A 14,108-nucleotide genomic window follows, 5' to 3' on the forward strand; every position below is an offset into this window, starting at 1 on the left:
ATAACCTCAAATCTTGCCGTGATGAATAACTCCCGCCACCTTGTCCCCGGGTTCAGCTCTTGTCGATCACCTTCATCGTGAACGTCCTGCTGTCCTGCTCGGGTGCATGGAAGAACACTTCGTACATCCCGAACCGGTAAAAGAGGAAGTAGCCGCCGTACGCCTCGTCTTCTCCCTCGCTCTCGGGCTCGCCCAGCCGGCCGGTGATTCCCGTCCGCGGCAGGTCCAGCTCGAGGGAATAGGCTTTGACGGACTCCTCCTCCAGCTCATCGAAGATATAGGGAAAATGCAGGGTCACCATCCGCCCCTTAAGAATCCGGGGATACTCGAGCGTATATCCCCCTTCGCTGGCTCCTCTGGACAAGGGGGCGCCGTATTGGGACCGGACATCCTTCTTCGGCATCCCGAGGAACAGGTCCGTGCCGTGCAGCCTGCCGACGCTTAAGGAGTCCGGGTCGAGCAGCTCGGTCCCGTCTCCCGGCGCGTCCTCCTTACCGGCCTGCCCGGCACCGGCCGTGCCGGTGTCGAGGTACTCCACCATCCTTGCGATCATCACGGCCGCCTGGGCGCGGGTGGCGGGTGCTGCGGGCCGGAAGGTGCCGTCCTCGAAGCCGCTCACGATCCCCGCCCGGGCAGCGGCACCGATCCAGCCGGCCTCAAGCAGTGCCAGGGTATCCGCATAGCCGGCGGCTTCCGGCTCCTCCTTCAGCTTCAGCGCCCGGGCCAGCAGGACGGCCATCTCCGCCCGGGTCACCTCTTCCTCCGGCCGCAGGCTGCTCCCTGCATCACCGCCCGCGATAATGCCCTCTTTCAGCGCGGCTGAAACATAGGATGCCGCCCAATGCTCCGCGGGCACATCCCCGAACACGGCCCCGTCCGCGTCCGGAAGCGGCCCCTTCGCCGCAGCCGTGACAACCAGCTTCAGGAACTGCGCTCGGGTCACCGTTCCTTCCGGCCGGAAGGTGCCGTCCGGATAGCCGCCGATGATCCCCTCTTCCGTCATTGCCGTAATCGGCCGCTCAGCCCAGTGCCCACGGATGTCGGACAGCTCCGCCGCCCCTGTGTTTTCCGCCGCCCGGACGCCGCTCCATCCGGCTCCGCCGCCGGCTGCGGCCGCCAGGAGAACGAGGAGCCCCATGCGGCGGAACCGCCCCCCTGAGCCTGTTCCTGTCGTCTCTTTCATGCCTGCGGCACGCCCGGACCTTCAGGGATCAGCCGTCCGATGCGGCCGCACTCCTCCGCGAACCAGACCGCCCCGTCGCTGCCGAGCGCGATACCGTGAGGCTCCGCCCCTTCCGTCGGGATGCTGTACTCCGTGAGCTCGCCGCCTGCCGTAATGCGGCCAATCCGCCCGCTTCCCCATTCCGTAAACCAGAGGTCCCCGTCCAGGCCCGGGGTGATGGCGTGCGGCCTGGCATTCTCCGCCGGCAGCTCATATTCCCGCAGCTCCCCGGAGGTGGAGATCCGGCCGATGCGGTTCCCGAGCAGCTCCGTGAACCAGAGCGCTCCGTCCGAACCGCAGGCGAGGCCCACAGGCCCCGACTTCTCGCGGGGCAGCGGATACTCCCGGACTTCACCGTCCGTTGTGATCCGCCCGATCGCATTGCCCTGGTTCTCGGTGAACCAGAGGGCCCCGTCCGGTCCGCAGGCGATGAAAGACGGGAAGCAGCCGGCCTGCGGAAGGGCATGCTCCGTAATCTCGCCCGTCAGGCTGACCCTGCCGATGCGGCCGGCCGCGGTCAGCGTGACCCACAAGGCGCCGTCCGGCCCCGGCGTGATGCCGAAGGGAGCCGAGCCGTCCCCGGGAAGCGCAAACTCCGTGATGACGCCCTCCACGGTTATCCGGCCGATGCGGCCTGCTTTGTAGGCCGTGAACCAGAGCGCGCCGTCCTCCCCCGCCGTGATGCAGGATAAGCCTGACTCCGGTGTGGGAACGGGGTGGAAGCTCATCTCCCCGTCCGGTGTGATGCGGCCGATCCGGTTCCCTTTTTGCTCCGTGAACCACAGCGCGCCGTCCGGACCGGCCGTGATGCCGTACGGAGCCGTGTCCTGTTCCGTAAGGAGATACTCCTGAATCCTCGCCTGCACTCCTCATCGCCTCCCTTTATTTTAGCGGACTTCCGTCCCGGACCCCTCCGGCAGCGACAGCCAGTGGAACGGACTGCGGCCGAAGAACAGATTCGGGTCCACCTGCACGTTATGCGCCCAGAAGGCAAAATGCAGATGCGGCCCGGTCGAAAAGCCCGTGGTGCCGACAAGTCCGATGATATCGCCCTTCTTCACCCGGTCTCCCGTCTGAACCTGAAGCTTCGAGAGGTGGGCGTACTGCGAGAACAGGCCCATGCCATGATCGAGATAGATCGAGTTGCCCGTCAAATACAGCGAATCCGCCAAAACGACGACCCCCTCGTTCGCCGCTTGCACCGGCGTGCCCTCCGGCGCCGCCAGATCCACGGCCAGGTGGGCGCCGCTGAACTTCCCGTTCACATAGCGGGTATGTCCGTAGGGGGTGGTCAGCCGGCCTTCGACCGGAAGAATATAAGGGCCGCCGGCCAGGAATTCCGGCTGCGACACGCTGCGCGCCTTGTTGATCTTCGCCTGGTCGGCGGCAATCCGCTTCGTGTCCTGGCGCATCCGGTTCATCTCCTCGGTCACCTCGAGATACTGCGACGGATACTTCTTGGAGGTTACCGTCAGCATCTTGTCCCCGATCGGGTAGCGGCCCGGCTTGACATCCATCCCGATCGGCAGATAGGTGAAGTAGCCCGCCCCGTACGGCTCCAGCCGATAAGTCCGGCCGTTCCAATACACGGACCCCGGCTTGGTATGCCGGATGAGTACGGCGCCCCCGGGAACCGCCGTCTCGGGCATCACCAGCCACTCCGAGCGGAAGACTAACCGGGCGGCCTCCGCCGACGCGTACAGGGGAGCTTCCTTCAGCCGTCCCTGCAGCTCCAGCTTCGCCCGGCGGATGGCATCGCGGACCGGCTGCGTGACCTCCCGCTGCCAGGAGCGCCCCCCGTCCCCGGTGACCAGCAGCCCGCCGCCCAGCTCGCCTTCATCCTGCACGAGCGCCCAGCCCAGCTCCGGGCTCACGAACTGGACCTGCTTCACCGCATAATCTCTGGCCTGGAACTGCAGGGACTTCACGGCAGGAAGCTCCTCCGGCCCCGGCAGTTCCTGCCCTTCCGCCGCTCCCCAAGCCGGGTCCGCCGGTACCGACGCGCTGTCCGTCCAGGTGATCCCTCCGTCCGATGTGGTCCGGACACCGTCCGCATAGCGGATCCAGCCGTGGTCGGGGTCCGTCATCCGAAATTCCAGCGCCTCCCGGCGAGCGGGCTGGTCCGTGGATAAGGCAGTCACTGACTCAACTCCGGGCGTAACACTGCCGACCGGCTCCCTGACGAGGACAGCCGCGAGAACCGCCGCCCCGGCCGCAGCCAGAGACAAGCCCAGCAGAGGCAGCAGCCTCGGCCGGCTCCTGCCTCTGCGCCTATGCCGGAAGCCATCCGGATTCATGCCGTCTTCTCCTCCTGCCACGCAGCTTCCTCCTCTCCTGTTCGCCGGCATCGGGTGCCGGTCTCGGCAGCCTGATGGTCAGCTTTATGCAAAACGGCCGCTGCGGACGATTCTCGTCATGGTCTCCTTATTGGGATAGCCGCTCTCCTCATACTGCCGTACGACCGCCTCGATGTCATACGGGACACGGCGGATCGACGCGCAGATGCCGCCCCGGCCGACCTCCACCACCGCGTAAGAAGCCTCAGGCAGACCGTCGAACGGCAGGCCGACGCTGCCGGTATTGACGATGACCCTGCCGCCCAGGTACCGGATATACGGCTTGTGAATATGCGCATAGACATAGACGTCCGCCTCCGCGGAATGCATCAGCTTCGCCTGCAGCACGTCATCCTCCGTACCGGGCGGCACAATCTCGAACAAGCTGTCGGGGGTCGCATGGAAGGCCCGGATCTCCACCCCTTCCCGGCTCAGTTGGAGCTCCGCCGGCAGGCCCGCCAGGAACTCCAGGTCTTCCGTCGACAGCTTCGATGCGATCCACTGCCGCTCGACATTCATGAGATCGACGGCATCGCTCCGGCACCTCGCCCGGCCGCACGCCGCGCACTGTCCACTCGTCCGCATTGCCCTTGATCACGCCGGTCTCCAGCGCGCGGACCAGCTCAAGCGAGCGCTTCGGCTCGGGACCGCGGTAGCAGAGATCCCCCAGAACATAGATTTCGTCGGCCCCGCTGCTCCGGATGTCTTCGAGTACCGCATCCAGCGCGGTGGCATTGCCGTGAATATCCGAGATAAAAGCCAGCTTCATCCTGATTCCTCTTCCCTTCGCCCTCTTTTTTCCAAGTCTTCCTGTAGAGTATTATAGCACCCCCTGCGAATAGAGAGAAAGGCACCGGTTCGCAAGGAACCGGTGCCTTCCTCATGCCCCTGCCTGAACGCAGCCAAGCTGTTACGAAGCCATCCTTTCGGGACAGCGCCACATCCGTCGGGTATACGCAAGCTGGCCGCCATGCGCCCTATCAGCCCGCGCCTTTCCGCCTGCTGCGCAGCAGGTCCACCGCAAGGAGCCCCAGCGGCAGGAAGATGCCGAGCACGATCATCATCGGAACCCATACTTTCTTGTCCCATTCGAGCATGTAGTGCACATTGGGGTATACGACTTGGCCGTAGATCACGAGCAGCATGCCCATCGGCAGGGTTAAGGGGCGGTAGCTGTCCAGCTTCGCCAGCTTGGCAAGGGAGACGAGACACCCGTGGAAATACAGGGTCAGCTTGAAAAAAATCGAGATGAACCATAACGCCGCGATGATAATCTCGACCCGTTGGATGAACTTGCCCACACTGACTTTTTTGGCTAGGGCATAGCTCGGATACATCAGCCGCTCCGTCAGATCGGCTCCGAGAACGGCGATGCTGACGAAGGAGATGATGATGATGAACAGTCCGCCGGCCAGGTTGGCGGAAACCATGGCCCCCCGTATGCGCTCCGGGCGCTGAACGGAGGAGAACACCAGGAAGAAGGAGATCAGCGGCATGGCCGACGTAGCGGCCAGCGTGAGACCCGCACGCAGCAGCGCCTTCACTTCCGTTTCGAAGACCGGCCTCACATGATCAAGCTCGACCTGCGGCAGCAGCAGGAGGACCAGCGCGCCGAACAGCCCGACGAACCACGGGAAGAAGATCTCTGCGGTCCTTGCAATGGTCTCGAGGCCGAGCCGCATAGCCATCACGACAATCGCGCCGAACAGCAGATGAATGAATTCGATGGGGGTTTCCACCAGGATCTGCGTCGTCAGGAAGTTGCCCACATAAGAAAGCAGGGTCGCCGAGGAAAGGAAGAAAAACAAGACAAGAAACGCGGTGACCGCGGCCCCGGCCCACCTGCCGAGCACATCCCCGCAGTAGGAGGGAAAATCCCTCCCCTGGAGCCTGCGGCCCACTAGGGAGTGGAGCCACACGACCGGCAGGCCGACAGCCACCCCGGCTGCGGCCGCCAGCCACGCGTCCTGCTTCGCCTCGGCCGCCAGCCCTGCAGGAATGATAAGGATCGTCGTTCCGACCGTATAAAGAATCACCAGCAGCTGAAACTGGGAGACACTGATTACCGTCTTGTTCATGCTCCTCCTTGATCTCCGGCATCCCTTGGGCCGGACTGTGGCTTTCGTTGCTACCCGCCAAGCTCCCCGGGCAGTCTCAGAACCTTGTCGAGCCGCTCTCCCGCCGGTCCGAAGAGATAATTCATCCAATCCAGCGGATTGGGCAGAGGAACATCCGCCGCTTGGGCCAAGCCTGCACCTGTACCCAGGGTGAGCAGAATCAGGAAAACGGCAAGCTCCCGGTAGCGCCGGCTCCTCCGCAGGCCGGGAGCTTCATAGAGCAGGATCAGAGCGGCTGCGGACAGCACGCCAAGGATCGGCCACATCGTCTCTTACTCCTTCCGCGGATTGACGGGGTCCGTTACGGTACCCACTCTCCGGATTTTGGCATCGACCTGAATTTCCACCGGGATACCCGGAACCCTTTCGTCCCAGCTGCTCTTGATCTGCTTCCACAGCTTCGGCTGATCCCGGTGTACGGCTCTCCCGAAGCCGAAGATGTCGGTCTTCAGCCTGGTCTTGGACTTCGTCACGGCGGCCTGCACGCTGCTTCGGATGGCCTCCTCCAGCTTCTCTTCAAGCGGAGGGACGTTCTGCAGCTCCATCACCTTCATCGGACATTCCACATCGCCGATATTCGCCTCCGCCTTAACGTGGATCCCGATGGCCGGAGCTCCCTCCTGCACGCGGGCATGTATGCTGCTCTGGACGCGCTGCAGCTCCATGCCCACCTTCCCACCTCCTTCCGGACAGGCCAGGGACACAATCGTACTTTCCAGGCTGCGCATGACATAGTTGAAGCCCGTGCTTTCCTCCTCATTCAGCCAGCCGATCAGCCGATCCTCCCGGAACACCGCCATCCCGTCGTATTGGATAACCGCATCCGGCTTGCTCTTCTGGACATTCGACTTGTTCCCCGCAGCCTCGGATTTTCCGGTCAGCCGAATACCTGTAGCCACGGGATCAATCCCTTCGCTGAGCATATCGGCCAGCAGCTCATCCAGTGTGATCTCCATTACACCTGCCCAGTTCTCCTTCATCACCTGAAGCGCGGAGAACATCTTGTTGGCCGGAATCTTCTCCAGCGGCGCCAGTGCGCTCAGCACCTTTTCGGCACTCGAGCCCCTCGCCACCAGCATGTAGAAATCCGTCCGCAGCTCATGATCCCTCGACAGAAAATCCAGTGCATCCCCGATCCCCTGCCGCGCCAGCTCCTCGCCGAGCACCACGACACGGATGTGGGAAAGGTACAGCCTCCGGTTGATCTCTGTCGTCATCCGCCGCAGGGCTTCGAACACCGTAGCCCCCTTTCCCTGGTACACCGTGATCGGCGTGGCATAGCCCGAGCCGCCCTTCGCCGCGATCTCCTGGGCATTCACCAGCTGTGCGCTGACGATGTAGCCGTCCTTCGCCTTGTCGATTCCCAAGGCTACCACGACCGTCAGTTCGTTGAGCTCCCTGCGGTTCCAGCAGCCGGTTAAGCTGAGCAGGGAGAGCACCAGGACACAACCCAGCAGCAAGCGGCGCCTCATGCCGGCTCCTCCGGACGCGGCCGCGGCGATTGCTCCCGTTCGGAGTTATTCTGGGAGACGAGCCGGGGCCTGGCGAACATCGCCCAGTGGGGCACGCGGAAGATCGAGTCCTTCTGGTCATCGGAGATGAATGGCGCGAAGGGACTCATGTACGGTATCCCGAAGGAGCGCAGACTGCACAGGTGCAGCACGATGCCGATCAGGCACACGACGATGCCGAAGAGACCGAAGGAAGCGGCGAGGAACATCATGATAAAACGGAGAATCCGCAGCGAGATCCCCATATTGAACGCCGGGATGACAAAGTTGGAAATGGCCGTAATGGACACGATGATGACCATGGACGGAGAGACAAGACCGGCCTCGACCGCCGCCTGGCCGATGACCAGGGTACCGACGATAGACACCGACTGTCCGACGGTCCGCGGCATCCGGACCCCCGCCTCCCTCAGAATCTCGAAGGTGATCTCCATCAGCAGCGCTTCGATGAACGCCGGGAAAGGTACGCCCTCCCTTGCCGCAACCAGGCGGATCAAGAGCTCAGGCGGCAGGAGCTCCTGATGGAACGATGTGATGGCCACATACATGGATGGTGCCAGAAGCGTGACGAAGAAGCACAGGTAGCGGAGAACGCGGAGCAGGGGTTGCAAAATCCGCTCTCTGGTAGTAATCCTCGGACGCCTGGAAAAATTGGGCGAACAGGGCCGGCACCAACAAGGCAAAGGGGGTGCCGTCAATGAGAATCGCCACCTTCCCTTCCAGCAGTCCCGCTGCCAGGGCATCCGGCCTCTCCGTATTGTATACGGTCGGAAACGGAGTCCAGGTCACATCCTGGATCAGCTCCTCGATATAGCCGCTCTCCAGGATCGCATCGGTGTTGATCCGGTCCATGCGGCTGCGGACCTCATCCAGCACGACTTCACTGACGATGCCCTGAATGTACAGGATGGCCACGTCCGTCTGGGTCACTCGCCCCACCGTTCTCGCTTCCATTCTAAGATCCGGACTCTTGATTTTGCGCCGCACGAGGGCTGTATTCGTACGGAGAGACTCCGTGAAGCCGTCGCGGGGACCGCGGACCACCGTCTGCGCATTCGGCTCCTCGACAGCCCGCTCCTTCCACTTCCTTGTACCAAGGACCAGCCCTGTGGAGCGGCCGTTCAGGAGCAGCACCGACTCGCCGGACAGGACCGAATGGCACAGGGCCGGCAGCGTCGACGTCTTCTTGAGCTCGCCGACGGCCAGCAGCTTCTCGTTCAGCAGGGTCCACAGGTCGGTCTGTACGGCGGCCGCATGGAACTCGGGATCGGACGCCTTCTGCAGCAGGAATTCCAGCACCTGCGCCGGATCGGCAATCCCGTCCACGTAGATCAGGGCGAGCCGTTCATCCAGCGGTCCGAAGGTCACCTCCCGGACAATAAGATCCGGGCTCTCCCCCAGGACCGACCGAATCTTCTTCAAGGCGTACGTCAGGTCAGCGGGAATCGGCTCCTCGGGCTTCGCCGTGGCGGCCGTCTGCGGCGGTTTCTCCGGACGCTTCGATGTGCTTAGCAGTTTGCGTATCGTTGATCGAATCCCCATCCGGTCCGCCCTCCCCTCATGTCATTACCTCCTATTCTTTCCAGCGCCGCCCCTGGATAAACGAGGAGGAGCGTGCAGCCGCGGGAACGCACCCGGAGCATCGACACAAGATAAATGACTTCGCTGTCTTCTGCGGACGATGCGCGTTAATAAGAACTATAAGAATACAGAAACGAGACCTTGGGAGATCCACATTCCTGCTATTAAAAAAAGCCGGCGGGGCAGCACGCCCCGTCCGGCTTTCATCATCCGTGTCATTAGGAATAACGTATCAGTTCGGTCCTTCTCCGTTAGGGTTCAGGGCGGCGAATACCAGATGATCCTGCCACTGCCCGTTGATGTTCACATTCTTCCTCGCCAGTCCCTCCCGTACGAAGCCGGCTTTCTCCAGCACGCGGATCGAGCCGGCATTGTGCGGCATGACGCCTGCCTCAATCCGGTGCAGCCCCAGGGGGCCGAAGGCATACGCCACCATCAGACGCACCGCTTCGGACATCCGCCCCTGGCCGTTGTGCGCCCCGTCGAGCATATAGCCGATGAAGCAGCTCTGCAGCGCTCCCCTCAGCACCTCCATCAGAGTGATCGTGCCGATCAGATCACCGGAAGAGGGATCGAAGATGCCGAAGAAGTACGCCTCATCCCTGCTCTTCTTCCGCAGATGGTCTCCGATCCGGTTCCGCTGCCCTTCCAGCGTATAGAAGTCCTCCCTGCGGGTGCCCGTGAACAGCGGGAAGAACTCCCGGTTCGCCTCTTCAAGCTCCAGCAGGGTCCCCGCATCCTTCAGCTGCAGTTCCCTGAGGAGGACTCGCTCTCCCAACAGACGCGTTCCATCCCCCGCGGAGAGCAGGTCGCCCGCAAGCACCTCCGGACGCAGTCGCTTCGCTAGGCGGCCGACAGCAAGCAGCGGGTCAATCTCACAAACCGCGAGCTCCTCGGCATGCAGCTTTGCTTCGCAGAGCCTCCTGCCGTCCGGGGAGATCACCTGGGAGGACAATCCCTGCTCCTGCGTCGCATAGTTGACGCTCGCGAAGTAGATCTCGTTCTCGAGGCTGCGGCACTGGAGGGCTCCCCCGTAGAATTCAGGATACGGCGACGGTCCGGTATACTGCGGATGAAACACGACCGCCGCTCCCTCGCGCGCCGCCCAGCGCACCGTCTCGGGGTAGCGCCAGCCTTCGTGGCAGATCACGATGCCAAGCTTCACTCCATCGATCTCGAAGATCCGGCGGCCCGAACCGGGCATATAGCCGAAGCCTTCCTCGTCCGGGTCGATCTGATTCTTCGTCTGGTAGCCGAGCAGCTCCCCCTTCCCGGAGATAACGAAGGCCACCAGGTGCAGGCCGAGCTCATCCTCCCATTCGGAGGGCAGAATGACCGCTATCCCAAGCCGCTCCGCCGCCGCCCTCACAGCTTCCACTGCAGCGGCAACCGCATTGTGATCATAAGCCTCCACCTCATACCCGACGCCGCGCAATCCCGGAAGCACCGCCTCGGGGAAGCAAACGATGCTGCAGCCTGCTTCGGCCGCTTTCTCCAGCATGTCATGGACAGCCGCCAATCCGTCCTGCAGCGACCCGGGAAATCTCGTTTGGGCCAATCCGATTCTCATTCCATCTCCTCCATCCGATTGCATCACAAATTCACTGGTTGATTCCGGGTATAGGCACCCGCTGCGAATCCATACTATGGAATATCTTACGTCTTCATTGGGCTGCCCGGCAAGCACACCGCTTGGGCCGGAGGCTGCCCGGAAGGAAGGAGAGAGAGCCGTGAGCGATTTTCCGGATGATTATACCTTGGCCGAGACGGTCTCGGGCACTTGGCGCAAGCTGGGTCTTGGCGTACGGACCGGCACCCTGCTCTTCCAGATCGCGGGCAACGTGCTGGTCAGCGCGCACATCAGCTCCAAGCGGCTGGACATTCTCCTGGAGGACCGTCAGGGGATTTACCAGTACGCAGGGGACCTGGCCTTCGAAGGGCTGGAGGAGACGGGCAAGCTGAGGCTGCACAGCTGGTCGATGGAATACATTCATTGGAATGACCCGGATGTGATCCTGGATAACCCCGCGAGTGACATGACCGAGCTGTATATCAAGCTTTCCCTCGACAAGCGCAGAGAAACGGAGAACCGGTTCCTTGGTTATTGAGCGGGGAGCCGGACAACTCAAAAAAACCCGCAGCGGCGCGGGTTTCGTCTGTTCCGGAAGACACCCGTCTTCCGGCTTTTATAAGCGGAGGTACCTGCACAGGCATCAGGCCCATTGCGCCTGGTGCCAACTCCTTTTTGTCCCCGGGCATCGGTTCTTCTCCCTTGGACACTTCCGCGCGGGTTAATCCGGGACGACGTAGAAACGGTTGCCCAGAATGTGAATTTCATCCTCATGATCGAGCTCGTCGACGTTCATGCCTGCCAGAGACTGTAGATATTCATAAGCAGATTTTTGATCCTTCTCATCCAGCCCGTCTACCAAATGAAACAGCTTCTCTTTGTAAGTCATGTGTTCATCCTCCAATCAGGTCATGAATTGTATGATCTCCCATCTGTTTTGGAATGAAAGCGGTGTTTTTTGAAAACCAAAAAACACAAGGCTAGCCTTGTGTCTCCAAACACACATCTATCCTTCCCACTTCGCTTACGAGGTTAGCTGTCGGATTAGGGCAGTGAGAATGCGCCCTTCAGTCCAAAGACGTAAGGTCCGGACCGATTCACCCCAGAAAACTTGGTTCCCCCGCTTTTCTTAGAGAAAATTCAGCGATCGACTATTCAATTGTAAAATACAGGTACAAAAAGGAGTTTACTACTTCTTACCCGGGAAAGCAAGACGTGAAACAAGCAATTTAGACAAACTTAATCTTTTTTTCTTGGAAGCTTGTCCGCTCCAGAGCCTTTTCATGACGAAATCTCCCCCTGTGACGGGAATGGCGTCGACTGCCCTCCCCCATTCATTTCTTCCATTTAGAGGGAATTCATGGTTAACTAGAGGGAGACAGATTCCGCCGGTTCCGCTTCCTGCGCAGAACCGGCTCACCGAGGTGAGACGATGGAGTTGAAAGACCGCGTAGAACAATTGGAACGCCGCGTGCTGGAGCTCGAGCGGGAGGTGCGCAGGCTGAGCCGGACCCCGGCCGGGAGCGGGCTGCCCGCCGGGAAGAACCGGGGCACCGAAGCCCGGCCCGTGCCTGAGGCTCCGCCGGAGCCTGGGATCTCCGCTGTCCCGGCTCGGGCAGCCGGTACGGAGAATGCAGGCGGGGCGCCGCACCGCCCGGTGGATTGGGAGCATCTGATCGCCCGGGTCTGGCTTCCCCGGATCTTCATGTTCGTCCTGCTGATCGGCCTTCTCTGGGGCTTCAAGGCCGCTGCGGATGTAGGGCTGCTCTCCCCGGGCGTACGCTGCCTGATGGGCTTCGCTGCCGGAGCCGCGCTGGTCTATGCCGGCTTCCGCCAGCAGCGCAGAGAGCGGGTGCTGCTCTCCCATGTGCTGCTCGGGGGCTCCATCAGCGTCTTCATGCTGAGCACGTTCGCGGCACATAATCTGTACGGCTACTTCGGTGCCTTTCCCGCCTTCGCCCTGAACGTGCTGTGGGTGCTTGCAGGCCTGTACTTTGCCTGGAGGCTGGGCTCGGAGGCACTGGCAGTGCTGGCCTCTCTGGCGGGGGTCCTGGCGCCTTTCCTCGTGCACAGCAGCGAACCCTCCCCGGTGTTCTTGGCCGCCTACGATACCGTGCTGTTCACGGCCTTCCTGCTGTTCGCGCTGAAACAGCGTTACCCTAAGCTGTTCTATATCATGTTCGGCCTGCAGCACCTCTCGTTCCTGCTCTTCCCTCTCCTGACGGATACAGGAAGCGAGGAGATGGCGGCCGGCGTGCTGGCGCAGCATCTCATTCTGCTGGCGGCTCTGCTCTCGGGCCGGCCCCTGCTGCAGCATCATGCCAAGATTCTGGTCACCTCCTTCGTGATCACGGGCATCTGGTTCCGGGCCGCCTTCGAGCCCGGTGTGTATGAGCCGGCCCTGCTGGCATTCGCCGCCGGCTATGCCGCCTTGTCGTGGCTGGTGCTGCGTCCGAAGCAGCCGGAATCTCTGCCGTATGGACTGACCATCGCCTCTTACGCCCTGCTTGCTTATCTCGCCGCCGTCATCCCGGGACGGACGCTGCCGCTGGCGCTCGAAGCCCAGGGGGTGCTCGCTTTCTATCTCGGCGTGACCGTGCGCAGCAGACTGCAGCAGGCTAACGGACTTATCATTTATACCTTTGCGCTTCTGCTCGCTGCGGGCTATTTGTCCGGCGGGATGGACTCCCCTTGGTCGCTCCAGACGCTGACCTGGCTTGGAACGCTCGTGAGCTTGGGCGTCCTTCGCAGGCTGATCGTCCGCCACCCTGAAGAAGTCTCCCGGAGCACCGCGGCATCGGTCATCCTGTACGTAATGGCCGGCATCCTGCTGCTCTTCCTCGCCGACTTCACGCTTGCCGCCGCCGGGGACCTGCCGGACCAGATCCAGCATCTGCTCGTCTCCCTGGTGTGGGGGCTGTATGCGGTGGCGGTGCTCTTCGCCGGCATCCGGACGGACCGCAAGCAAGCCCGCCTCGCCGGTCTTTGCCTGCTCTTCCTGACGCTGCTCAAGGTGATCTTCCTCGACCTTCCAACCGTTGCCCTGTGGGTCAAGGCGGTCCTGTTCATCGGGCTCGGTGCTGCAGGCATCGGCATCTCGCGGATGTTCTACGGCGGAGGTAAGAAGGAAGACTGAGAGCGGCAGCTCCTCCGTGATCCCGGAGCCTTCCCGCTTGGGTTAGGGAGCCGCTTGGACCGCGCACGCGTTCATCACCCGGATTCCTGCAGAACCTGGACCAAAGTCCAGTTCCGAACGCGGCGCGGGTCCGAGGCCCGACGCCCGTGATTCAGGTATGATGGTAATGGGTTAAAAAATGAAGCCGATTCCGATTATGAATGAAAAGAGGCCATGCCATGAAACCGAAACTGGTGCTCGTTGTAGGCACGATGGTGCTCACCATCACCATAGGCGGGGGCCTTTGGAGCAAGGACTCCAAAGAAGGCCCGCTACGTGCCGTGCTCGAACATACCGCTTCGAGGAACATACATACCGCCCAACCGGCCGACCTGCTCTCCACCCTCGGCGCTTCCTCCGAGGAGGAGGTGTACGACGCCCTGCTCGAGGGCAAGTCCCTGGCCGTCATTGCCGAAAGCAACGGCCGCGATGCCCGTGAGGTGGTCGAGCTGCAGACCGCCGAGCTGGCGGCACAGCTTGACGCCCGCCTGGCCGGGGGCTCCCTGGGCTGGGACGACTATCTCGCCCAGCGAGCGGAGCTGCGGGAGATCGTGGAACGCAGCGTCTACGGCGAGAAGCAGGCCTGACCGATGCTG

General features: G+C 62.2%; 11 protein-coding genes, 3 pseudogenes and 1 riboswitch. Of the genes and pseudogenes, 3 read left to right on the forward strand and 11 right to left on the reverse strand.

From position 1 onward, the window contains the following. Window positions 1–52: 52 nt before the first annotated feature. The 10 genes and pseudogenes from PM3016_RS22890 to PM3016_RS40130 all read right to left on the reverse strand — a co-directional run. Window positions 53–1,183: an S-layer homology domain-containing protein gene (locus PM3016_RS22890; protein WP_041619221.1), complete on the reverse strand. Its 1,131-nt coding sequence runs from the start codon at window positions 1,181–1,183 to the stop codon at window positions 53–55. After that, window positions 1,180–2,088: a Vgb family protein gene (locus PM3016_RS22895; RefSeq protein ID WP_014371122.1), complete on the reverse strand. Its 909-nt coding sequence runs from the start codon at window positions 2,086–2,088 to the stop codon at window positions 1,180–1,182. The genes PM3016_RS22890 and PM3016_RS22895 overlap by 4 nt, the downstream gene beginning before the upstream one ends. A 21-nt stretch (window positions 2,089–2,109) precedes the next feature. Further along, the gene (locus PM3016_RS22900) at window positions 2,110–3,540 is read right to left on the reverse strand and encodes a M23 family metallopeptidase (RefSeq protein WP_041619222.1); all 1,431 of its coding nucleotides are present in this window, start codon (window positions 3,538–3,540) and stop codon (window positions 2,110–2,112) included. A 63-nt stretch (window positions 3,541–3,603) separates the two neighbouring features. After that, window positions 3,604–4,327: pseudogene (locus PM3016_RS22905) on the reverse strand (metallophosphoesterase family protein). 211 nt (window positions 4,328–4,538) lie between these two features. Beyond that, on the reverse strand, window positions 4,539–5,636 hold the full coding sequence (locus PM3016_RS22910) for a GerAB/ArcD/ProY family transporter (RefSeq protein WP_014371125.1): 1,098 nt from the start codon (window positions 5,634–5,636) through the stop codon (window positions 4,539–4,541). A gap of 50 nt (window positions 5,637–5,686) precedes the next feature. Continuing rightward, window positions 5,687–5,941, reverse strand: a complete 255-nt coding sequence (locus PM3016_RS22915) for a hypothetical protein (protein ID WP_014371126.1) — start codon at window positions 5,939–5,941, stop codon at window positions 5,687–5,689. Window positions 5,942–5,947: 6 nt separating this feature from the next. Then, window positions 5,948–7,147 (reverse strand): Ger(x)C family spore germination protein, encoded by a 1,200-nt coding sequence (locus PM3016_RS22920; protein WP_014371127.1) that lies wholly within the window; start codon window positions 7,145–7,147, stop codon window positions 5,948–5,950. Further along, a pseudogene (locus PM3016_RS22925) lies at window positions 7,144–8,728 on the reverse strand (spore germination protein). The gene PM3016_RS22920 and the pseudogene PM3016_RS22925 overlap by 4 nt, the downstream one beginning before the upstream one ends. A gap of 271 nt (window positions 8,729–8,999) precedes the next feature. Then, window positions 9,000–9,548 (reverse strand): GNAT family N-acetyltransferase, encoded by a 549-nt coding sequence (locus tag PM3016_RS40125; protein WP_236628900.1) that lies wholly within the window; start codon window positions 9,546–9,548, stop codon window positions 9,000–9,002. A 96-nt stretch (window positions 9,549–9,644) separates the two neighbouring features. Further along, window positions 9,645–10,361: pseudogene (locus PM3016_RS40130) on the reverse strand (carbon-nitrogen hydrolase family protein); the annotation flags it as partial. Window positions 10,362–10,497: 136 nt separating this feature from the next. On the opposite strand from PM3016_RS40130, the gene PM3016_RS22935 reads away from it, so the two are divergent. Next, a complete protein-coding gene (locus PM3016_RS22935; RefSeq protein ID WP_013918956.1) occupies window positions 10,498–10,875 on the forward strand; it encodes a hypothetical protein in 378 nt (125 codons plus the stop codon). A gap of 183 nt (window positions 10,876–11,058) precedes the next feature. Here the strand turns inward: PM3016_RS22935 and PM3016_RS38800 are convergent, their stop codons facing one another. Continuing rightward, window positions 11,059–11,226 carry a hypothetical protein gene (locus PM3016_RS38800; RefSeq protein WP_013918957.1) on the reverse strand — a complete coding sequence of 56 codons (168 nt, stop codon included), beginning with the start codon at window positions 11,224–11,226 and terminating at the stop codon, window positions 11,059–11,061. Between the two features lie 117 nt (window positions 11,227–11,343). Further along, window positions 11,344–11,493: riboswitch (cyclic di-AMP (ydaO/yuaA leader) on the reverse strand. A gap of 276 nt (window positions 11,494–11,769) precedes the next feature. Here PM3016_RS38800 and PM3016_RS22940 point away from each other — a divergent pair. Together PM3016_RS22940 and PM3016_RS22945 are read left to right on the forward strand one after the other, a co-directional pair. Continuing rightward, window positions 11,770–13,473, forward strand: coding sequence for a DUF2339 domain-containing protein (locus PM3016_RS22940; protein WP_013918959.1), 1,704 nt, complete (start codon window positions 11,770–11,772; stop codon window positions 13,471–13,473). Window positions 13,474–13,691: 218 nt separating this feature from the next. Further along, complete coding sequence (locus tag PM3016_RS22945) at window positions 13,692–14,099, forward strand: hypothetical protein (protein ID WP_014371128.1); 408 nt, start codon at window positions 13,692–13,694, stop codon at window positions 14,097–14,099. Window positions 14,100–14,108 lie beyond the last annotated feature (9 nt).

The sequence above is a fragment of the Paenibacillus mucilaginosus 3016 genome (assembly GCF_000250655.1).
Lineage (GTDB): Bacteria > Bacillota > Bacilli > Paenibacillales > NBRC-103111 > Paenibacillus_G > Paenibacillus_G mucilaginosus.